We start from the raw sequence: 23,342 nt of genomic DNA, 5'->3' as shown, positions 1-23,342 counted from the left end.
TTAAATGAATATTGTTATATATTATTTTTAATGGTGAAATTACTTTCAAAATGAAAGGAGCACACCCAATTGGTTTAATTGTTATCAAGTGGGATTGAAATTGGTCTGATCGGCTGTTTAAATTGGAGTGAGGTTTTTGAGCTATTTTATTAGGATTCCTTGACACTGTACTATAGTACGTACTCTATATTGCTATTTATAGACAATTCACGTTGATTAGGTGATTCAATTAACTTCGGAGCATATATGAGGTCTTTAGTTACTCTTTTTGTGATTGGTTTTTTCTTTAACAATCCTTTGTCCTATGCTAATACGCTGGAACACGCGAAAGAGCATACACTACCTAGGGAAAATGCTATCCAAATAGAGATTGAGAATGCGCCGAGTAAAATTACGGCTAACACGACACAATTACTTCATTTTCAACTTCTTAACAATAATAAGCCACTGACCTTAAGCGATCTTAAGACAGTACATACAAAAAAGATTCATGTGATGGTTATTGACCCCACACTGACCGATTATTATCATATTCATCCAGTCAGGGATAATAAGAACAAAGACTTTGTTTTCAAATTTACCCCAAAGAAAAATGGTTCTTATCGAATATGGGCTGATATCACCCCGATTGCTACGGGCAAACAAGTGTTTATAAATACAGATATTGGCTCCTCTTCAGAAAAAGCTGTAATTAATAAAGAGGTCACGTTAAGTTCCAAAGTAGTTCCGTATCAGTTTGATTTGCAACTCGATGGGCAACCTCGGGTCGGTAAACCGGTTATGGCAACCATTAGGGTAACCAAAGATGGAAAACCTTTCAGTCAGCTCGAACCGGTTATGGGCGCATTTGCTCATCTTATGGGTTTTAATGCAGATTACTCTTCCATTCTGCACATTCACCCTATGGGAAAAGAGCCTGGCAACGATGCAGAGCGAGGGGGCTCACAATTAATGTTTCATATCGAGGCACAAAAGGCAGGTTTCGTTAAATTATTTGCGCAATTTCGAATTAATGGAGAAGACGTTTATGTCCCTTTTGGCATCATAATCAGGTAATAGTATCAATCAATGCTCTGGGGTTTTTGACTATTTAAATGATAAAATATTCATTCATTTGATTCGTCAAACTTATGAAATTCTTGAGGAGCAAGGGCAATTTTTATTTACCAATATTTCTAAAGAGAATCCAATCCGTGTGGGAATGGAGTATATTTTAAATTGGCAACTTATTAGGCGTTCACGAGAAGATCTCTATGTAGGCGTCAAATGTGCATAGTGATGCAGCTTCCATTGGTAAAGAGGATACAAATCTGACTTTTCTTATTGAATTAATTAAGTAAATTAATTTGCGAATTTCAGCAGGGCTCTAATCTTCGTGAAGAAGCCTCTGCTTCAAGGACAACAAGAGTGCTGTGGCAATTTGTTTCCTGGCCCGATTAAATAACCAGAACTAGCTCCTCCTCTGGTATAACTGGGGTTTCTGATGCAGCGGTTGCAAAAAAACCTATCTTCCTGACCATTTTAACTTCGGTTAGCGTTGTATCCACTGGTTGGCCCCCTTGTCTTTGCATTTCTTCGCTATAAGAAGTCGCCATATCTTTTACGGTTAAGAGTGATAAATTTCTCTTTAGAGAATCGAACAGAAGGTCAGTCCAATTCTCTAATAGGACTCCAAAGCCTTTTCCTCCTAAAGAAAATCCTTGTAATGCCGCCTCCCGTGTTGGTTCAAAAGCTAATGGCAACAATAAGCCTGTTAGAATGCCGGCTCCAGTACCATATAAAGTGCCGAGCCCTATACCTACTATGAGTCCGGCTGCTATGGAGAAGAAAAGCCATGTTAAGGTAAGTATCGTGAGACTTACAAGCAAGAGGCTAATAGCAAATGCCATTGCAATCATCTCCACTTTCGAGCCGCTTTTATAAGCTTGCACTGCGTCATTTTTGAGCGATGAACATAACATAAAAGGGAGAGAGAACATACCAATTAAATAACCGAGTATACGCCCTGCAATGACAGATGAAAGAGTGGTATTGGATAGGCGCTCTCTAAATGGAAGCTTGGCTTTAAGCATACCATCGTTCCAAATATGATGGGCCAATTTTCCATTGGTCTTACCCGCGATAACCAAACTTTCAGCTGCAAGTCTCTCTTTAATGGAGGGATGGCTAAAGAGAAGTTTTTCTAAATTATTCGCGGAACGGATGTTGAAATAAATATTTTTTTTAAATTCTAACGATATTTCACACTGCTCTTGGCTGTAATCCACCATACCAATAAGCAATTTTTTATTTTCTTGACCATAAGCCAAGAAGTCTGCCATAAATTGCTCATCAGTTAACAAATCATTTAAAATAAGAGGATAGAATAATGCTAATTGAACATGCAGTCCTTTTTCTTTCAATAAATTAAAGTACTCTTCATTTTCGTAAATAAATGCTATTTCTTCTGGGGAAAATTGACTACTAGGCGCTTCTTTTTTCTCTCGGAGTTTATCTAAACGTGATGTCAAATTTTTAAGATAATTTTTATTTACTTCTAATACATTAGCAAAACGTTTGCAAAGAGTTGGCAATTCATTAGGATTTTCTTCACCTAAATATGTACTTATGTGCAAAATCAGGAAATCATCCAATTCGGAGAATAAGTCAGCACTTACTGTCATTTATATCATTCACTTACTGAATTTAAAAGTGAATTGTATCGCCAGTTACCTTTAAGGTCAATTATTGTCTTCCATGTTTCGAAATTAATTTTTCTGGTCGTGTTTTGAAATAATATTTTCTATATTTTAACCAATTTGCAGAGTTTAGAGTGTAAACTGTGCCCCAGTTTATATACTTCCAGGCCCAGCAGGGTACATTAATTAAATATTTTTGATCCTCGCCTGGAACAGAAGCCACACAGATACTTATCGACCAGAGATTGGTTTTAGTAATTTTGAATTTCGATATTCAGCATGCGACAGGCATTTAAGATTTCTTCAACACACAATTCATTATCATTAGAATAATACACAAAGGCTCGATGAACATTGCTACTGGTGGAGTTTAACGAACAGCCATCAACCGATGAAACTGCACCATACCTACCGTCAGCAAGGCTTGCTCTAACAACCTGGCCATGATCGATGAATATCAAACAGGACATACTCTGATTATTAGAAAAAATTGAATTTAAATAAAATGCATTAAAGCACGGACAGGCAAGCGCAGTGTGGTTAACTGATAAAAAAAGCACCATTAATAATATTAAAAGCGTATTTTTCAAGACGGACATTATCAGCACCAAATTTAAATCCATTTATTAAATTATAGGACATCCAACCTAGTGCGGGGCCTTAGTGAATGCTTTCGCATCGGCATTACCTCAAGTAATACTGTTTGCTTTATTCTTAGGGCGCCTAATTCATGCTGATGTATCAACGAGAAAGTTTTTACTTAAAGGGGCATTGTTTTTTGTAAAAATCCTTGTAGCATTTCTTTGTTGTTTAAGATGTTTCAGCACGGTTTCTTGTGTTAGAGATGGTTTACTATCATTGTTAAAAGGATTTTTATATTATGCGTTTTATTGCGTTATTCTTATTTTTTATTTCATCAACGCTTTTTGCTCAAGCTAATTCTGCTTGGATTTTGAAGCAGCATCCTCATTTAAAAGGAACGGTACAAATTAAGCAGTTTAAATCAAAATCATTACATGTAGTGCAAAAGAAGAATCTCTCTTATCCAACCCAACTTCTTCGTGTAGCCGGTGATTTGAGTGCATTTGAGTTGCATAATTGTGATTCTGTTATTGATGAGGTTCATAAAGTTTTAGCTCCTCTTTGGGCTAGAGAAGACCTTTTTTCACAAGGCTATATAATATGTTCCTCGGAAAATGATGGTAAGCCCATACAGTTTATGATTGGTAGTAATTTTGATGCATTAAGTGATGAAGCCATGGCTGTATTACAAGATTTTCCTAATCAAATTAAAAAGGATGCTTTTTTTGGACAAGCCGCAGCTTTAGAGCCGGTAATTACGGTCATAGCCTCAACAAAATTGGATGCAAATTTTATCGACGAACCAAATTCTAACGTTGAAGCCCGTTACAGGACCGAATATAAATCAGTTTTTGATTCTGTATATGAAATGGAGTCAACATTAATTCATGATTCTAAGGAGCAATCTGATAGCCGTTTTGAATTTTTGGATAGTTTTATGGAAAAATGGTTGCCTTATTCTAATTTTAGGGATTTTTTAGATAAAAGTACTATTAGCTTGTTAGTGGAGCCTTATGTAGTGGTTCAGAAAGAACCGAGAATCGTGCATTTGAGCTCCTATTTTTGGGGAACACCTGATAATGAGAAGCAGGATTCCTAATTATTTTCCTATGGGTCGTCTCCGGAGTGTTGGGACGACCGTCTATCAGCGATTAAGCCCCGCATTATTTTCCGCCTGAAAGCAAGGCAGTAAATTTTTCGATGCTCAATGATTTCTTCCGAGCCGCCATTCTGGTCAAAGGCTACATAATCTACTTCAAATCAAAGGAATGCTCGAGTGATGGATTGCAAATTTGAATACAACTGGATAATATGACCTTACAAAAAATAACAATAAATGAATGACATGAAACTCGCACTTTTTACTACGGCGTTACTAACAGCCGCCTGCGCCTCAGCTACTCCTCCTGTTAATAACTGGTATACGAGCGCTTTTGGTGGTTATACGCACTTATCTTCGAATGTAAAAACCTATTATTATGGTTACTTACTTTCTGATGTGCATTATCGTTACGGCTATGATGTAGGCGGTAGTATTGGATATCAGAGCTTTCCTATTCGTTATGAGCTGCAATATACTTATTTATATGCTGATACTAATCAGTACAGCTCTAATTACATAAAACGATTAAAGATTGATGGCGGTACTAAAGCCAATATTCTTATGGCAAACCTTTATTATGATTTCCATGAAATAGTGGGCCATGTTTCCCCCTTTGTTGGAGTAGGTATTGGTTATGCTTTGATGCACGCGACATTAAACAGTACAAGTCGCTTCCATCGACCTCATTTTAACCGGGATCAAAACTCCTTCACTTATCAAGGTCTTGCTGGATTGACTTATAATTTTAGAAATAATCTTGCACTGAACGCAGTTTATCGTTATACCGCAACAGGCAATAACAGTTATTGGGGCAAACCTCTCCAAGCACAAATGGGTAATTTAGAGGTAGTCTATCGTTTTGATTTCGCCAGCCCTAGTTATAAATAATGGCTTATTATCTTTAAGAGACAAATGATTTCATTTCTAAATAAAGTTCAATTAAGTAAAGAGTTTTTTTCCTGCCCACCAGATTCTGGGACTATTTTTTCTGCGGGGAAAATGACCGTTAATTGTGAAGCAAATTCTTTTTCTATAAAGTCTTTGCTTTCTTTAAAAGAATTACTTGTCAAAGAAGAAGAGGACGTTTTCCGTTTTTTAGTAGATACAGAAGGCAAGTTATGGTTTGCTTTTGAAACTCGCCCTCATAATAATGCACCCAAACATTTTCAAATGACCGGTGCTCCTTTGGAGGCTGCGAGTTGTTTGACTGCAGGTAATATAAAATTTAGCAGTAAAGCTGGGGCGGTTTTAAGAAACATCAGTCATCGTAGTGGTGATTTTCGTCCTTCATTCCTTTCTCTTCGTTGGGTATTAGCAATACTTCTTATCAATGAAGAAATACTTCCCTTTAAGTTGCCTCGATTTATTGTTATAAAAGAGCTAAAAAATGAAAAAGTATATAAACATGTATGGCGCCTAAAAAAAATCAAAAAATGGGTGGATAGTTTTAGTGATAATGAAGCGCTGATAAATCAATTACGTCAGGAAAACCTTTATAGCAAAACCGTACATTATGAAGCAACGAGGCATCTTGTTGAAGAAAACTGTGCTGTGTTAGTGGGGAACGAAGGGCAAGTGGCTTTCGGTTAAATAGAGGATTTGAGTTTTATAACATGCAATGATTACTTCTTCGCCAGGGTTGAATCGACCCCGGTTTATACCAACTCGATTCAATATCTCAAGAACATTAGTACACACCTTCTGCGGTTTGCAATCACTCATGTGTCTTTGTCATTTAGCGATTCATTTTTCAACAAAGGGGATGGTTTAAGTGATTAATATCCTATTGGTTCTAGTTGCATTTTTATTGGTTTTATTAAATGCTTTTTTTGTGGCTGCTGAATTCGGGATGGTGAAACTGCGTGCTACTCGCGTGGAAGCAATCAAAGCCAGTTATGGCCTAAGAGGTAAAATTTTATTTCATGTGCATCAACATCTTGATGCGTATTTATCAGCGTGTCAGCTAGGTATTACCTTCGCATCTCTTGGTTTGGGTTGGATTGGCGAGCCAGCGTTTGCTCATTTAATGGAACCCCTGCTGATTCTTATCGGGGTGACCTCTCCGCAGCTTATAACCGTTATTGCCTTTTTCACCGCATTTTCATTGATTTCTTTCCTGCACATTGTTGTTGGTGAGTTGATGCCTAAATCATTGGCTATTCGTCAGTCAGAGCGTGTCTCTGTATGGACTGCTTTGCCCCTATATGGTTTTTATTGGCTTATGTATCCTGCAATTTGGGCACTCAATACTTGTTCGAACTTTCTGTTAAAAGTTTTTCATTTAGATGCTGTTCATCATGGTGAGCATTTTTACTCGACCGACGAAATAAAGCTCCTTTTAAATGCGAGTCATCTTCATGGGGAGTTGAGCGAAGAGGAAGTTGATATCATTGAGCATACTTTGGATTTAGCTGATTTGAAAGTCACTGAAGTCATGCGTTTCAGTGAAGAAATGATCATGATTGATTTAAACCAACCCATTAAGCAGATGATGGATATCATTATGGAGCACCGTTATAGTCGCTATCCTGTATATGATCCTGAGAAAAAAGACATTATTGGAATTATCCATGTAAAAGACATCTTGCCTGCCATTTATCAAAAATCTGAACTCGATGATTTAAGACCATTTATTCGGCCTATTTTAAAAGTTTCGCGTCGTTTGCCAGCATTAGATTTGCTACGACAATTTCGTGAAGGAATGCCACATTTTGCGGTGGTTTATCGGGGTAAGAATACCATTTTGGGTTTTGTTACTTTAGACAATTTATTGCAAGTGCTTATTGGTCGTATTAAAGATGAATTTCATCGCACCAAAATAGATTGGGTCTTAAACAAAGATGGAAGCATCACCGCTTCAGGAAATTGCTCCATCTATTCTTTGGAACAAGCAATCGATCGCGACATTGATGTGGAAGATGACATAGATATTTTAACCGGATTGTTTTTACAACGCTTAGGCTATATACCCAAAGAAGGGGAGCATATAGATTTTCCGGAATTTGAGGCGGACATAGAAAAGATCAAGGCGAGTAAAATAGTAAAGGTAAGAATTTACCCCAAAAAAATATCAGACTAGTCATTAAAGCTGAGGATTTAAAAATGATAAAAGGCTTGCTCTCTTCGGAAGTAGAGGAACGAATACAACAGGGCAAACAGAATATAGCCACCACGACAAAAACTAAAAAAATCGCGGAAATATTTATTGAGAATATTTTTTCGGTTTTCAATTTGGTCATATTTGCAATTATTATTTTCCTAACCACGTTCTACTTTATCGAGCATGATGATCGATTGTTTTTTGATATTATTGGTGTATCTTTTATTGTCATCATTAATACATTCATTGCTATCTTTGAAGAAATTAAAGCGAAACGAGCTTTAGACAAAGTAAATTTATTGTTGACGCGTGAAGTCAAAGTGATTAGAGATGGAGTAGAGCAATCCATTGATCAATCCGATGTGGTCCTTGATGACATCATTCTCTTAGAACGCGGTGACTCAGTAGTAGTGGATGGTGTCGTAGTCGAATCTACTAAGTTAGAAATCGATGAATCTTTGTTAACTGGGGAATCCACTCCAATTAATAAAAATAGAGATGATGAATTAATGTCCGGAAGCCATTGTCTTTCCGGCAGGGGAGTCTATAAAGCGGTAAAAGTGGGCGATGATTGTCATGCACAGGAAATTACTAAGCTTGCCAAAAAATTCAAACGCAATATTTCTCCTTTGCAAAAACGATTAAATTTTATTGTAAAAGCTTTATTTGCAGTGGCTTTAGTTTTAATTACTCTGGAAATGGCATTTGGACCAGCCGAAGCAAATCGGGTGGAACTGATTCGGAAAATAGCCACGGTGATGCTGGCACTGGTTCCCCAAGGGCTTATTTTGATGGCTTCAGTTACTTTTGCGCTCGGAATTTATCGTATCAGTAAAATTGGTGCGATTATACAAAAGCTTAATGCCATTGAAGCTTTTTCTAATACTAAAATTGTATGCACTGATAAAACCGGTACTCTCACCCAAAACAAACTGTCCGTGCATAAAATCACGCCATTAACTACTGATTATTCTATCGAGGAGATAAAACAACTTCTAGGGACCTATGCGCGTTTTTCTCTCGATAAAAATGCGACCTTAAGAACTCTGGAACCTTTTAATGCCTCTGATGCTCATATCACGGGAGAGATTCCTTTTACTTCGGACAATAAATTCAGCCTCTTACAGTTAATCATCCACGATGACAAATTACTGTTGTTAAATAATAAAAAAACAACGTTTGTTCTAGGTGGTTATGATGTGTTATTGGATAAAATTGACGATTCACAAAAAAAGCAGATTGATGCGTTGTATCAAAAACAAGAATTAAAAGTTTTTCGCAATCTGATATTTGGTATCGAGAAATCTAACTGCTCACCAGAATCTTTTGCAGAAAATACGAAAGGCCTGGAAATTGAACCGATTTGTATCATTTCGATTATGGATCAGGTGAGAGACGATGTTATGGAGGCGATCGAGCTTTTCCAAAGAAAAAACATCCAGGTTAAGATATTATCAGGTGACAATGCTTCATCTATCCAAGCTGTTGCCCATGAGATTGGTTGGAAAATCCAGGACAGTGATTTAATCTCGGGCAGTGAAATTGATGCAGTGGATGATGCACAGTTATTAAAGATCATTAAAGACAAAAAAATATTTTCTCGTCTGAAACCGCAACATAAACTGAGAATTGTTAAGTTGCTTAGAGAAAATAAAATTTACACTGCTATGATCGGTGATGGAGTTAATGATCTACCCGCAATCAAAGAAGCGGATATTGGGATAGCTATGGAGGAAGGGAGTAGCATTACCAAAGAAGTGGCTGACATTGTTTTATTAAAAAACAAATTTACGCTTCTGCCTAAAATTTTTGATGAAGGCAACAAGATTGTTAATACGATTAATGATGTAGCGAAACTATTTCTTACCAAGACATTTTTAGTTATCTTTACTACCCTGATGTCGTTTTTTGCCTTTTATGATTTTCCGTTGACACCACGTCGGGTTGCCTTAATTAATATTTTCTCTATTGGTTTGCCCTCATTTATCATCGCGTTAAAAAATTCCAATATTAACAAATTAAAAAATTTTACAGCCGAATTATTTTCCTTTGTCATGGTTTCCGCATTATTAATTGCGGTGGCTTCTTATGTAGGTCAGTGTGTGGCGGAATGGTATCCAGGACATACCTCTGAAGATTTACAAATGGTGATGCTTTCAATCATGGTTATCGTAACAACGACTAATTTTTTGGCGGTTACCATTCACAAAAATGAAAAGAATTTACGATTATATTTTTTATATGCTTTTGGACTCATTGCCTTATATTCCTTACTAGCGCTTAGCGAAAGCGAGCTTATTTTGATTAAATGGGCAAAAATATTTTATGAAATATCGTATCTTGACCAAAAATATTGGCTGGTTACTTTTTTGATTAGCTTTGTCTTTTCAATCGCGATTATCCTGTCCCAACTTGTGCGGAAAAGAATAGTGAGATTAATAACACGTTCGCGCTCATAATGTGGGGATATCGATTTGAATTGAGCTCCTGATGATTAGTACCAGCTCAATTCAATATCTTAGCTCTAAGGGCTAAGAGCCCGAGTAATTTCTTCTAAACCTTTTTCGGTTTGTAATAAGGATTGAATCTCCAGCATTTGATTACGCTCTTGTTTCTCAATTTGCTGCTCATGATGTCTGGAGAAAAGCGATATAGATGTTAAGGAGTGCTTGTTGAGAGAGGTATTATATTTTACTAAGCGATATGCTGTAAGTAATTGCTTAAACTCAAATGATTTGGCATCGACAAACATAAGCGGAGTATAGTCCGCATCATTTTTTTGCAATAAATCAGCACCATTTTGAATAAGTAAAAGAGCCGCTGCAAAACTGCTAAACTTACACGCATAATGCAAAGGAGTCCATCCTTTAGTACTAGCGGGTGCGACATTAACTCCGGTTATTCCGGCATCGATTAATTTGATTAATGTGGTGACGTCATTTTTTTTTGCCGCTACGCATAATTGAGTGGATTGGGTTGCGTGCAAACTTTGATAATTGTCTCGGGCATATATATGGCTTCCGGAATCAGGATACTTATCATCTTGTAAATGCAGGAGATCTTGGCTTTCTCTATTGGTCATACGTAGGTAAGGTTCTAAACCCCGATAATTACCATCTTTATCACTAGGCAATTTACTCCAATTATCACTAAGAATAATCTTCCCGCTCATTGTGTCCATGTAGACTAAAGAAAATCCCTGCTCAGCTAGAGTTTTCCCGCAGGCCCTTTTTTCTTGAAAATGAGTTAAGTTGAGCTTAGCTTTGGTCGCTGCAAAAAATTGTTTTACAAAATCACTACTTTTTTTGGATTCCTCATGATCAGCCCAGCTTCCGATAAGCGTGATAGTGCATTCCTCTATGTTGATGCTGTTCCCGTGGTATTCAGCAAAAAATTTGTTCAAATCATCATGACAACAATTATCATCCCAATGCAAAACAGCGCTGCGTGAAGGATGGTAAATAAATACCCCACAACAACTACGCAAAGAGTCAGTACCGATGAAGGGAAGGGCATTTTTTGCCTCAACGATTAGATATTCTTTTTGTAAAACAAGGTTGAGTTTGGGCATGGTATTTTTCTGTATCTGGATATTTGTTGGTAATGATATAGAGGTTTTATTAAGAGAATATTAAGTCAATTTGATTTAAAGAAAGTCTTTAAAGGTCGCTATTATAGGCATGAATCGGGTTATACAATAAGAAATACTGGCATGATGGTAAGGAATAAGCCACTATTGTTTTCTAAGATTATGTAATTTATTCCATACAAAAAGTCGTCATTGTAAACAAAGGAAGCAATCCTGGACTGGGTTTTAACGAAGCATCGTTCTGGGTTCTCTTTGTTCATAATGACGAAACTACTATTTTCGTGAATCCTTACTAAGTGCCTCATATGAAAAGAGATAGCTAAGAACAGGTAGAATAGAATACTTTAGGTGTTCGAATCTAAAAACTCTTCCAGGACTGCTCGTGGTTTGTTTCCGAGTAAATTACTTTGCATATTATTTTTAAATGTGACCGGAACGCCTTTAATCGCAGTACCACAAACAGTTGCAAATTTATCATTTACCATTTGATAGAAAATCCAATCTCTGTATTTTTCTTGGTTAGAAACATACTCATAAACTGGCAAGAATGCTTTACAGTGTGAACACCAGGATGCATGCACTAATAAGACTGTTTTCGGCATAGCTAAAGCAGCGCAATCATTGCTTGTAAATGGTTTTAGTGTTGCAAAAGTCAGCGCGGGAAGCAGTGATGCTAGCATTATAACCAACCACTTTATTCGATTTTTCATTTATTTTTATCCAGGGATTTGGGGATAGGGATGATAAATTATCTCCCAATTTAAATCAATTAGAATAAAATAGTATAGAAAGGGATACTTATTGCACTAGAGAGTTATTAAAACGTCATGATGAAATAATAGGATAAATCTTTTGAACTGCACTTTAGGTTAGAGGTGCAGTTCAAAGGAAATAGCGATGAGCAATCAACCATTTACTTTCGGGGATTCGTGCATTCGTTGATCTTTAGAGTGTAGAAGTAATTCGTCGCTTCTTTTTCGCTTATTATTAGTATTATTTGCAGAAAAAAGAGCAGCCCAAGTCCTAGAGGCTGACCTATTTAAAGGCTCTATTAATATAGCGCTATCCGCCTCAATTATGGATTCATCTTCATTTTCATCAACATCTTGTGCTAAATAATCAGTCGAAAGCGGAATAATTTTATTTTGATTCTTAATTAAGGGTTGAATGTATTTCTCATGAATATCCGAAAAAGTAACAACAAGACCAATTTTATCTTGATAAAGACGAATTACCCGCCCAATCATTTGTTCTATATCTTGCCTTTCATTCCCCATTGCTGGCTTACGTAAAATGAGTTCCCAACCTAAATCAGGACAATCAAAACCAAAGCGAAGTTTTCTCACTGCCAATAAAACACCAGGCTTGTCACGTCGTACAAACTCTTTTAACTGATCTTCTTCCTGAGGATTTTTACTGTGTATCTCATAGGCATCAATATTCGCGTCTAACAACATCATTTTTACTTTTCTACATAACTCGATACTTGATAAATAAATTATTCCTTTCGCCTCAGCCAGAGTAGAGCCTTCATGAAATCCGGGATGATAGCGGGTTTTAAGTAAACGAGGTAAATCGTTAATTACTAAGTCTGCATTTTCAGAAGAATAGGGGATCCCCAATGATTCCGCGATAATGGGTGCATGAAACTGTCCATTCAAGGCTTGATCTAAGCTTAAAGTATATAAAGTTGCTTTGAGAGCATCTTCCAATGGGGGGGTCGCACTACTCCCAATAATCATTGGTTTATTTTCATCAGGTAGTGCCCCAATTAACTGTTTTACCGTTTTGGAATAGTAATGATATTCATCCAGCAAAATAAGTGAGGCCTTAGAAACAATATGTGCGGCTTCATCTAAAAGCTTTTTAAAGCTGTCTTCACAAATAATAATAATTAGCTTTTGTTGAGGAAAAAACTTATTTTGTATGAGCGCATCGACGCTGATGCTTTGTTGATGGCTTGAGACTGTAATAATATTCTGTGGTAAAACCGAAAGCGGATCGCCTCTCTCTAAAAGAGAGTCATTGTAACGGAGTAAATCTATATAAAATTGATGAACAAGATCAATGTGAGGAGTTACTATGAAGACCGATTGAGCTAAAAGGGAAGTCTGATGAGCCATCAATGCCCAGGTTGATTGAATAAGGCTTTTTCCACTTCCGGTAGCCATAACCAAGCGGGAGGGCTCTTTATATGCGGCCGCTGATTTAATAGCATCAGCTTGATAAGTACGTATCATCGAGGAATCAAAATCATAACTATTAATTGATTCAGTCCAGAATGTTTTGAAAAATTCTTCGGGTGGATTGAATGTAAGGGGCATATCCATTTCCTCTAATACATTACTAGGCATTAACAGGGGCACTGACACTCCGGTTAGGTTATTTGCCAGAGCATGTAATAAAGACAAATCAGCCTCTTGAATGTTTACCTCTAGTGCTTCATGCACGCAATAATTATTGGCAATAATTTGATTTAATTTATCGAGAGATAACTTCAGAACGTGCTGCAAAGGTAGGGGAAAAGGATAGAGCTGCTCTTCGAGATGAAAGGACTCTGCTCTTTTGCCACTGGCGGCGAAAACATTTTGATGTTTTTTCGATCGGAGCAGCCCCATCGATTCAATAGGAATTATTCCATACCCACAAATTCCTTGAGATTCAAATAGATGATGCAATACAATCTGAAAATAATAATCCTCACCCCATTTGAGTGCTTGAGCAGCGTTAGGAAAAAGGAGAAAAAGTTCCTCTGCCCCTTCGAGCTTCTGGCGGATAAATGCCATATTAATCCAGAAGAATTTCGAGCCCAGCTCATTAGACGCTTTTTTACGTCCCATTAAAGTACCTACACTGGTACTGGCTTGTAGAATCGCCTCAATTGTCAAAAAATTAATAACTTTATCCCAAGATGGATTCCCAGATGTGGGATTAATCGCGAGGCGCTTAATATTATCATCTAAAAGGGTAAAATTCGGGCACTCGAAATGATAGGCAAATAAAAAGGCAGCTAGGCGTCGTGCTGTCACACTACCTAATTGGGTATAAGAACCATTATATTTGCTTTCTATTTTATGTATTACTAATAAATTAATCTGAGGGGATATATAAGGACGTAAGGTTTCCAACTCTTCTTGGGTGCAAATTAAAATACTCTTTCCTGGTGGGACATAAGCATTTTGCACACGTCCGGCGCATATAAATGTATTAAATACAACAGGATTGATGTTCTGACTATCAGTATAAAGCGTTGCAACGAATGAATCAGTGGAAATATCCAATGAATAGCAAACTGAGAACGTGTGTATGTGTTCACTAACTTGGGCAAAGTCTAAATACTGATAAGGGGAAACCCTGTAACTCTTGGGGGGGATAACAGTAGGTAATCGTGCATGCGGTTTTCCCATAATGTATTTTGTATGAATTCCCCCTTTGATCATCTCCGCAGGTGGTGGTGAAGGAGGTAGTACTTGTGGTTGAGGTTTTGGGACAAGACTGTGGGATTGGGCATAAGCATGTGCTTCGATTTCAGAATAATCAGCATCGTATCCTTGAGCTAAGGATTTTGCATAGGAGCTAGCAAAGGCATCAACATACACTTGGGCATGCACCTCCCCGTATCCTTGAGCCTTAGCATAGACTTGGTCGTACAGGTGTGCTGGAATAAGTTGACTAAATTGTGCAGGTAGCGTCACATAATAAGCCTCATACATTTTGCGAATAGACGTCAGCGAAATATTATGTTTACACCGGATCTCCTCTACCATCTCATGATTTTGATTTTTGATATATCCTTCAAGCTCTATAATGATTGACCTCTGAATTCGGGACCCAAACATAGCAGAGTAGCTATAATTATCCGCCTCTTTATCAAAACCAGAAAATTTATATCCTTTCATTATTTCTGCTATAGAGGCGTTATCCCGAGTCCGATATTCCTCCACTTTTGCAACATTACCGGCTTCGGCATAACCTCTGGCAACTTGGTGCACCGTATCAGGGTGTTTATCCAAATGGTCGCTGACTTTTTGATCATTTCCTGCCCGCGCAAATAGCCGGGCCATAACATTGGCTGAAAGGCGATTTTTTTTTCGACAATCATTAATTTCTTGGTCTTTATTTGCCCTTATTAGCGCCAAAAGCTCATCTACCTTTGATACATCTTGGAAAAAAATACCACCACTCATGATAATTGCTCTAAAATAAAATGACCAACATTGTAACAGAAAGGTCGCTGTTAATGCTATCGGAATCTAATTTGATCGAGGTGACCGCTTGATGTGGGGAATGAAAAAGAAAGGACTAGATTAATAAAATCAATAGGTAGACACAACCACTAAATAAAGAGTGGGGCTAAATTTACTGTTCACAAAGCCCTTATCAAATCCTGAAAATAGTGCCACATGATTCGGATTAGGTCCCCAATACACCAAATACGCTTTAGCTAATGAAAAGAGAAGTACTACAGGAAGTGAATACTTCGAATCAAAGTAGGAAGTGATAAAGTATATAAGCTGATTAGCCAAACCATGGCAATCATACACACGCCAAGTGTACTGTCTGTCTGTGCTTACTCTAAGCTTTCTTCTTTTTTATGGTGATTTGATTGGTGTCTTGTAGCTATTCTTTGTAATAATCAAGCTATGGCCATTATCAACAGAATTTTAGGTCGTGAGTAGCTCGGCTAATCTTATTTATGATTTTCCTTGTTTTGTCAGCTCCGGAAAATCATAGTCTTGCCAACCTGGAATATCTGCCACTTTAAAACAAAGCTTACCTGCTGCAGGCTGAACAGTCTTTTCCAGAGGCACTTCGGATGTCAAAACAAGTGAACCAAAAGGATAGGTCGCATCAATTCCTACGGAAGAGGCGAGACGAGAATCTAGGGGAATATCATCTAGAATAGAAGGATCTAAGGGGCCTGCCGGTAAATTTTCCACAATCATAATGTCTTTATGAGGCTGCATTCGAAAAGAAGTAGCCCAGGTTACTTGATTAGGATCTTGAATGTTAATGTCTGGGTTCACTGCGATGACCATTTTCGGGCGCAGATTACTTGCCATGGCAGCGAGAATAGCCTGACGCGCTTCCCCATCAAATCGAGGCTCAATTGCTATGACAATATAAAAGGATACTCCTCCTGACGCAGGAATAGCTACATCGGAAATCGTGGGGAAGGATTTATTCATGCTCTGAAAGAAGGAGGCTTCAAAAGGTATTTGTTTTAAAAAGTGATTTTCAGTTGGCGGCACCCCAGTTAATAGGGCTTGGAAATAGGCATTCGTGCGATGTGTAATCGCTTTAACCCGGGCGGTCGGCTTCATCGAGCCCGGCGTGTAATAGCCAGTGTATTCTCCCAAAGGTCCTTCAAACACTAATTCGTCTAAATCTATTTCGAGCTCAAAAACCACTTCAGCATAAGCCGGCACTTGAACATCGATGGTTTTGCAGCGAGTTAAAACAACGGCCTCGCCGCGAAGGCCTCCTGCTACAGCAAAATCATTTGTGTCGTCTTGAAGTTGGAATTGGCAGGTGTATGCGATCACGGGATCAACTCCAATCACTAAAGCTATGGGGTACTTTTTATGACCTAACTGACGTGCCTTTTCCAGGTTTTTGCCTAGGCGATGATTGGGTTGTGCCAAGAATGACATGGTATTTTTGGAAATAATCTGGAACCGATAATTTCCCATGTCTGCAATGCCTGTTTCTGGATCTTTACTTACAGCAATGCCTGCAGTTATATATTGTCCGCCATCACTAGGACTATATTTAGGAACAGGAAATTGGGATAAATCAATTTCATTCTCTATAATAATTTGTTCATGAGTTGCGGCATTGTCGGTAAGCACTGGTTCAATCGGATTTTCTAATCCCTCTAGGATCTGTTTAAATATGGAAGTTTCGTCGGCTTGAAACGCAATCAAGGTTTTTTTTCGAGAATTATACAATCCACCAATTAGGGGAAAATCAGTGCCATTATCATTAAATTGAATCGCGGGACCACTGATGGAGGCACTTTTTTGCAATGCTTTACCAACATCCGCAGACAAATCAATTGGCCGATTAACCTCAATAATTTCGCCATTTTTTCGAAGGGCATCAATGAATTCCCGAAAATCCTTAAAGGGCATGTTGGCTATCCATATAAAAATATTATATAAAATATAGGATTGTTTCGCCTAAATTTCCATCGCTTTAGAGACCAGCACGTTTTACCCTTAAGCCAAAGATCGCGAAAAATTAAGAAACTTATACTATAAATATATATTAGTGCTTCATGTGTTTTTAGAAAGATGCTTCAAGGAAAAATGATGATTGCCCCAGATATTCCAGAAAATGAGGCGGAACGTTTAGCAACATTGTATCAACTACAAATCTTGGATACAGAGCGAGAAGAGCGTTTTGATAGGTTAACTCGCATTGCCTGTAAGCTTTTTGGTGTTCCTATAGCGGTCATTTCTTTTTTAGAAGCGGAGCGACAATGGATGAAGTCTACTCAAGGCTTTGATATTCGCGAGGCAGTCAGAAAAACCTCGTTTTGTGGCCATGTTATTCTATCCGATGAAATTATGATTGTTGAGGATGCCACTAAAGATATACGTTTTTATGATAATCCCTTTGTTGTGGGAAAACCTAATTTCAGATTTTATTTAGGCTGTCCTTTGAAAATAAAAACATATAATGTGGGTGTGATTTGTTTAATTGATGATAAACCTCGCTCAATCAAGGATGTGGATCAAAATATTGTGTACGATCTTGCGGACATGGTAGAAATGGAATTGGAATCAATCCATTTGGCCATCACTGATGAATTAACCGGCTTATCCAATCGACGCGGATTTTTAAAGTTAGCCGACTATTTATTTCAAAAATATCAACGCGAAAATAAAATTTTTACCTTATTGTTTTTTGATTTAGATAAATTTAAACAGATTAATGATCAATTTGGGCATGCAGAAGGTGACAGAGTATTAAAAGTTTTTGCGAACGGTCTACTTATGAACTTTCAATGTCATGATGTCATCGCTCGTTTAGGTGGTGATGAGTTTTGTGTATTGTGCTCTGGGTATAATCCAAGCGATGTAACTGGTATTATTCAACATTTAAGAGACTCATTAAAGCCAGTCGAAACAAAAGGTTATACGATTGAATTTAGTGTGGGTAGTATTCAATATAATCAGGAAGAGCATAAGACATTAGAAGGCATGCTGACGCTTGCTGATGAAAAAATGTATGATGAGAAAAAAAGTAAGTAGATAAAGGAAAAGAACAATATGGAGCAACCCAGTTTTACTACAAAATCGCTTTAGATTATTTCGCCAAAAGCTCTTACTCAGGGCTGATGTTCTAAAACGATCTTCCCAAGGTTCTCTCTTCAGGCTTATGCTCCGTTGGCAGCAAGCCGTTTTTGTCTTCTATCTGACTCAGATTAGTATTTTGAGAATCAGAAAGCCATTCTTGGCAAAAAGACTTATTATGTTGTACGGCAAAGTGCAGAAGTGATTCCTCATGCTCACCAATTCGTTCTCTTTCTAATTGCTCTCGCGTAAATCCAGAAAGTGCATTAACATTATCTCTAAGGATTGCCCGCATGGCGGGTGTATTGCCATCCCAATCTTGTTGATAAAGAATTCCGGCGTTTAAACACACTGCAACAGCCTCTCGTGTACCTTCCTCGGCGGCAAAATGTAGCAATGATCCTCGAGAATCTAGCAAATTTCTCAATTGTTCATTTTTCAGTAAGATGGTTAAACATGCTGATTGCCCATTTAAGATGGCTAAATGAGCGGGAGTATATCCCAGGAAATCTGAGGCTTTAATCAAATCACTTTGCTCTAGAGTAGTTAACAAGGTATCAAATCCGTATATGGCCATATAATGTGCTACATTTTGCCTTTGCTCCGTAATTTGTTCTATTGCTTCTGGGGCAGCCTGTTGCAATAAGGAATACATTTCAGTTCTTTTGTTGATATTTTTTTCCTTCTCTGAATCTGCTTCACTAATCGTTAAGCATAAAGCTAAATGAATTGGATAGAGTTTTTCTTTATCAGGACTGTTTTGTGCTCCTGCCTTTAAGAGCAGTTTTACGGCATCTAAATTTCCTAAAGCGGCTACCAGATGCAAGGGGGTTCGTGCATTTTTAGGATTTACGTTATGGATATATTCTTCTAAAAACTTGATGTATCCTCTGTAAGCGGCCCATTCAACAGGAGTTAAATTCATGAAATTAGGATTAGGTGTACTCACACTCTGACTCTGTGGAAGAAACTCATCAAGATATTCCCGAACCATAGTTTGCAATATGTTATATGCGTCCTCCGGTCTTTCTTTTGACACTAGGGAGGGGGCATACAAAATATTGTCGTTACACCATCCTCTTAGTGCCTGCAGTTGTGATGCATTTGCATAAACATGGGTTAAGCCTAATTCCTTAGCTAATTGCTGATAACTTATGGACATTTGTTACTCCTCTTTGTATCGATCCTCAGGCACAAATTTCCTACATTCACTTTGCTCTCTCTAATTTCAACGTGCATTCCTTTAATATGCTCTAGTTTGGTGAAGAATTAGGATGGGTAACTGTAGGCTGACTATAGTACCTTTTATTAGGAGCATATTGTTTGGGGCTCGTACGCTTCATGAAATGGTTCATGCTCATTATTAATCCCTTTCACATCTATTTTAGCATAACCTCCATTCTTATTTTCACTATCAGCTAATATGCCAAGGCTTAATTAATCCTGGAAGTAAGAAATAAAAAAATCCCAAATAAGAACCCAATACGGTATTTTTTACCTCATTACAGAGTTTAGGTCGCTGGAGAAGGGAAGTGATTATCAATCCAGAAATCTTTTTGTGAATAGGATGTCCTATGTTGTTCTTCTTTTGCCATAAATCCCACTTCATCAATACTTGTTTGGCATAGCCAGGTAGTCATTTGTGCGGGCGTTTTGCTTTGAAACGATTTGGGAGTAAATAGTGCGACATTTTTGCCTCTGTCTTTATCTCTGGCGGAAATATATTGGAAAATTTCTACACCAGATTCCCGCATAGTAGAACCAAGATGCTGGGTTTCAGAATAAGACGTTGGGGATGTTAAAGTTACTTCGTACTGTGCAAAAGGGTCTTGGTCTAAAAAAATACTCTTGTCGCTCCGTACCTTGACTGTAAACGAGGTGTATTGATTTGATATGGGTTGTTCATACGGCGTTTCAGGGCCAAGCATGTATACAAATCGATAATAAGCTGTTTCCGATAAGGCCGTCTTGATATTCAATGAGCCATAAAAAATTCCTTGTTCAAAGGTTCTGCCAAATCTCGAGCCATATTTCAAGGGGGGGTATCGAAATGGCGTGGTGAGCAAATAATGTAAAGCACTTGTATCATTAGGGAGCGGATTTTTAGTTGACTCTAATAACTCCTCTAGTACACCTTGTTCATATACATTGTTTACCAGTCCTAAAGTTGCTATTTGTTCCTGAGATTCTACTAATCGATAAATTTTTGCCATTAAGGGCTTTACCTGATTTTTCCCATCAGTTTCGGACCAAATATCAACCATTAGATCTTTCCTCGAATCGCATCTAAATAATTAACCACTCGAGATAGTCCCAAAACGCTTTTCATCGTTTCCAAAGGGACTCCCTGAATATGTCGATTATTAGTTCTTAACCAATGCTTCATTGCCTCCACATTGCCGCCATTTAATGCAAATAAAGAGCGATAAACCCTTATTAACAATAAGGAGCACTCACCTTCTTTGCTTTTAACATCAATTTTCTTGTTACTTAATGAACGCGATAGGGTATTACGATGAACCCCAATAATTTCACTTAGATCATTATGGGAAATATCTAAGATGTCTTTTAAATTATGTAGCGCGATTGCTAAGACCTCGCTTTCACTTGGTTTTGACTCGATGTTCATAAATAGCTCCAGCATGCACCATATGTAATATATTAGCATGAAATGCACTTTTTTGTGCGATTATTTGTGCTTATTAATAAAATACTTCTAGAGTATGAATCCTCTTAACCTACCTTTTTCCCGGTCGGCTTGGCGCTGATTTTTGCCGCGCTAAGGTTGTTGCTAATCCGAAAAACCGTTCTATCTACTCGTCGTTGCAACATGATTTCTACCATTACGGTTTCATTCGGATGAAGAATTTTGTTAATGTCGGCAAGGGAGGAGTGAAAATCCAGTATACGGTAGAAGGCAAGGGCTTGAGTGCTTTCTTCCGGATGAGCCTTGATACGAAAACCCAGATTGCCTTGCATTGCAGGTGTATTAATTCCGCTTTCCATGACGTCGTAGTCCAGATAATAGGTAAGTTTACCGTGATCCAGCTGGTTTTGTTGGCGATCAACGAAAAAACCTGGAGGAAGTGCATATTCGCTGTATTGGGGGCCGGCAGTTAGATAAAGATCATAATCATCAAGATGATTGCCTCGATCATCAATTAGCCGAAATATAATCATAGAATAGCGACTAGTCGTGAACTCCCGCTTAGAAAGAATGGTCTTTACAAACTCTGTGTGTTCCTTTTTTTGAGTATCTTCAGTAAGCTTATTCAGCTCTTTTGTTAATGCACCATAACCGTTACTATCTTTTACTTGGAGACAGCGTAAAACCCATAGAGCGGTAGGGTGGCTGGCTGCATTGCTCATAGTAATACTGCGTAGGATCCCCATTTTTTTACCGGAATGTGAGCATTGAGGCAGGATTCCTAATGCCATTGGTTTTGAGCGGATCATTTGCGAAACTATAAGATTTTCCCCATTAGTTCCTGCTTGATGTAACTTTAATAAACTGTAATTCATATTTGCAGCAGCAACACGTACAACACCATCCGAACCGGGTTCACCCGTGTACGAGTTAAGTGCATCATAAAGTTGGCGATCAATTTTTTGGCCTGTTAGTACAAAGGGAAAGATAGCATTAGCCGGGCAATCATAATCAAGCCAGCTTTCATTTAGTTGCCAGCTCATATTGCTGCCAAGCTCTAACCAATCGAGCACGTGTTGTCCGGGTTCAATTCCTTCAAAAAAGCTTTTGATTCGACTTAGTCTGGATTTTCCAAGTTGTGCTAGTGCTGAACCGTGGTTGGCAGGGGCTAACATAATCAGATGACTCAAGGGACATTGTGCAAGATTATTCTTAAAATATAAATCCATCCATTTACGCACTACGGGGCCACCAGTTGAGTGAGTAATGCACGCAAAGCGTTCCCCATTGTGCAATTTATCAGCAATTTCATCTCGCAGCGCTTGCTCAAATGCTCGTGCTATGTCGTCCACGGTTACACTGTCGTTAAAACTAATGTAGCGTCCAAGGTAGATATTGCCAACGTGAATATTCAACATGCCATCGATGCTTTGGCTTGCTAGCCATTGCGGAAGCGCTCCATAAGTATTGGTATTAGTGACATTCCAGCCATGGACGAAAATAACGATCATAACGTTCCTTAATTATTGATACGAAGAGGAAGAATTATTGAGCAAGGCGATGATATTGGATTATTTTACAATAATATAGCGGTATTTAAAAAATTCCTTTGGCTTGGTTCTTTAAGAACTGATTCATAGACTTCTGTGGTTTAATTAAGTTAAGATTTCTTGTCACAAGCCAAAAATTACACAGGTCTTAGGAACCTCTCGAAGGACGGATTGATGCTTGGGCATGGATGAAAATAAAGTTTGAATAGGGGGTGGGTTTTATTGCCGAGGGGCTCAAGCCACAATGACATCCATCTAATTAAATTAGTTTGTGGGGAAAAATGAATTCTATTTCAGAAACAGAAACGGCAAAACGCTTTATTACCGCTGGGGCTTTGTTCGCTCTACTTGCTACGGTTTTGGGTGCTTTTGCTACTCATGGTTTACAAGGAACATTTAGTGTTGAGCAAATGAAAGTCTTCCAAACCGGAATTTTTTACCAGTTTGTACACAGTTTGTCGTTGATTATGCTGGGTTTGCTTGTGTTGCATGCAAATTTTAAGTTGATACGCTGGGCGGGGTATTTATTTATTGCAGGTATTTTGTTCTTTTCCGGAAGCTTGTATTTACTCTGTATAGTAAAGATTAAACCGTTGGGGATAATTACTCCCATTGGTGGTATGTGCTTTATTATGGGTTGGTTATCACTCGCTATTGGAATATATAGGAAGAATTAAATTCCCCCAGGGTGAGCAAAGTAGGTAATGCAACCTTCTATGCCTTGAATCCCTGGGTTGTTTCGTCACTACGTTTCTTGCAATCACTAGGTTAACGAATTAATCGCTGCAAAGAA

At 38.0% G+C, this 23,342-nt stretch carries 18 protein-coding genes; 8 read left to right on the top strand and 10 right to left on the bottom strand.

All coding sequences use genetic code 11. The features are described 5' to 3' along the window. The first annotated feature begins 246 nt into the window (after positions 1-246). Positions 247-1,056: a hypothetical protein gene (locus ACD661_RS11110; RefSeq protein WP_400187935.1), complete on the top strand. Its 810-nt coding sequence runs from the start codon at positions 247-249 to the stop codon at positions 1,054-1,056. A gap of 380 nt (positions 1,057-1,436) precedes the next feature. On the opposite strand, the gene ACD661_RS11105 is transcribed toward ACD661_RS11110, so the two are convergent. Both ACD661_RS11105 and ACD661_RS11100 read right to left on the bottom strand, forming a co-directional pair. After that, positions 1,437-2,663, bottom strand: coding sequence for an MntP/YtaF family protein (locus ACD661_RS11105; protein ID WP_400187934.1), 1,227 nt, complete (start codon positions 2,661-2,663; stop codon positions 1,437-1,439). A gap of 266 nt (positions 2,664-2,929) precedes the next feature. Then, positions 2,930-3,277, bottom strand: a complete 348-nt coding sequence (locus ACD661_RS11100; RefSeq protein ID WP_400187933.1) for a hypothetical protein — start codon at positions 3,275-3,277, stop codon at positions 2,930-2,932. Positions 3,278-3,558: 281 nt separating this feature from the next. On the opposite strand from ACD661_RS11100, the gene ACD661_RS11095 reads away from it, so the two are divergent. From ACD661_RS11095 to ACD661_RS11075, 5 genes are all read left to right on the top strand, one after another. Continuing rightward, entirely contained in the window at positions 3,559-4,359 is an 801-nt protein-coding gene (locus tag ACD661_RS11095; RefSeq protein ID WP_400187932.1) for a hypothetical protein, read from the top strand. A gap of 246 nt (positions 4,360-4,605) precedes the next feature. Next, on the top strand, positions 4,606-5,250 hold the full coding sequence (locus tag ACD661_RS11090; protein ID WP_400187931.1) for an outer membrane protein: 645 nt from the start codon (positions 4,606-4,608) through the stop codon (positions 5,248-5,250). Between the two features lie 24 nt (positions 5,251-5,274). Then, positions 5,275-5,952, top strand: a complete 678-nt coding sequence (locus ACD661_RS11085; protein ID WP_400187930.1) for a hypothetical protein — start codon at positions 5,275-5,277, stop codon at positions 5,950-5,952. Positions 5,953-6,133: 181 nt separating this feature from the next. After that, the gene (locus ACD661_RS11080) at positions 6,134-7,441 is read left to right on the top strand and encodes a hemolysin family protein (protein WP_400187929.1); all 1,308 of its coding nucleotides are present in this window, start codon (positions 6,134-6,136) and stop codon (positions 7,439-7,441) included. Positions 7,442-7,464: 23 nt separating this feature from the next. Beyond that, a complete protein-coding gene (locus ACD661_RS11075; protein WP_400187928.1) occupies positions 7,465-9,921 on the top strand; it encodes an HAD-IC family P-type ATPase in 2,457 nt (818 codons plus the stop codon). A gap of 65 nt (positions 9,922-9,986) precedes the next feature. Here ACD661_RS11075 and ACD661_RS11070 read toward each other — a convergent pair whose 3' ends face one another. The 4 genes from ACD661_RS11070 to ACD661_RS11055 form a co-directional block, all read right to left on the bottom strand. Next, a complete protein-coding gene (locus ACD661_RS11070; protein WP_400187927.1) occupies positions 9,987-11,033 on the bottom strand; it encodes an ankyrin repeat domain-containing protein in 1,047 nt (348 codons plus the stop codon). 362 nt (positions 11,034-11,395) lie between these two features. Then, positions 11,396-11,761 (bottom strand): thioredoxin family protein, encoded by a 366-nt coding sequence (locus ACD661_RS11065; RefSeq protein ID WP_400187926.1) that lies wholly within the window; start codon positions 11,759-11,761, stop codon positions 11,396-11,398. Positions 11,762-11,956: 195 nt separating this feature from the next. Then, on the bottom strand, positions 11,957-15,238 hold the full coding sequence (locus ACD661_RS11060; protein WP_400187925.1) for a DEAD/DEAH box helicase: 3,282 nt from the start codon (positions 15,236-15,238) through the stop codon (positions 11,957-11,959). Between the two features lie 507 nt (positions 15,239-15,745). Further along, a complete protein-coding gene (locus tag ACD661_RS11055) occupies positions 15,746-17,185 on the bottom strand; it encodes a UbiD family decarboxylase (RefSeq protein WP_400187924.1) in 1,440 nt (479 codons plus the stop codon). A 177-nt stretch (positions 17,186-17,362) separates the two neighbouring features. On the opposite strand from ACD661_RS11055, the gene ACD661_RS11050 reads away from it, so the two are divergent. Continuing rightward, on the top strand, positions 17,363-18,310 hold the full coding sequence (locus ACD661_RS11050; RefSeq protein ID WP_400187923.1) for a sensor domain-containing diguanylate cyclase: 948 nt from the start codon (positions 17,363-17,365) through the stop codon (positions 18,308-18,310). A 91-nt stretch (positions 18,311-18,401) separates the two neighbouring features. Here the strand turns inward: ACD661_RS11050 and ACD661_RS11045 are convergent, their stop codons facing one another. The 4 genes from ACD661_RS11045 to plaB all read right to left on the bottom strand — a co-directional run bounded on the left by ACD661_RS11045 (position 18,402) and on the right by plaB (position 22,510). Next, a complete protein-coding gene (locus ACD661_RS11045; RefSeq protein ID WP_400187922.1) occupies positions 18,402-19,514 on the bottom strand; it encodes an ankyrin repeat domain-containing protein in 1,113 nt (370 codons plus the stop codon). A gap of 349 nt (positions 19,515-19,863) precedes the next feature. Beyond that, on the bottom strand, positions 19,864-20,616 hold the full coding sequence (locus ACD661_RS11040; protein WP_400187921.1) for an RES family NAD+ phosphorylase: 753 nt from the start codon (positions 20,614-20,616) through the stop codon (positions 19,864-19,866). Beyond that, on the bottom strand, positions 20,616-20,981 hold the full coding sequence (locus ACD661_RS11035; RefSeq protein WP_400187920.1) for an MbcA/ParS/Xre antitoxin family protein: 366 nt from the start codon (positions 20,979-20,981) through the stop codon (positions 20,616-20,618). The genes ACD661_RS11040 and ACD661_RS11035 overlap by 1 nt, the downstream gene beginning before the upstream one ends. 104 nt (positions 20,982-21,085) lie before the next feature. After that, positions 21,086-22,510 (bottom strand): phospholipase PlaB, encoded by a 1,425-nt coding sequence (plaB, locus tag ACD661_RS11030; protein ID WP_400187919.1) that lies wholly within the window; start codon positions 22,508-22,510, stop codon positions 21,086-21,088. 320 nt (positions 22,511-22,830) lie between these two features. On the opposite strand from plaB, the gene ACD661_RS11025 reads away from it, so the two are divergent. Then, positions 22,831-23,226: a DUF423 domain-containing protein gene (locus tag ACD661_RS11025; protein WP_400187918.1), complete on the top strand. Its 396-nt coding sequence runs from the start codon at positions 22,831-22,833 to the stop codon at positions 23,224-23,226. Positions 23,227-23,342: the final 116 nt, after the last annotated feature.

Source organism: Legionella lytica (genome assembly GCF_044626755.1).
GTDB classification, from domain to species: Bacteria; Pseudomonadota; Gammaproteobacteria; order Legionellales; family Legionellaceae; genus Legionella; species Legionella lytica_A.
This window is presented reverse-complemented; position numbering and strand designations above follow the sequence as displayed.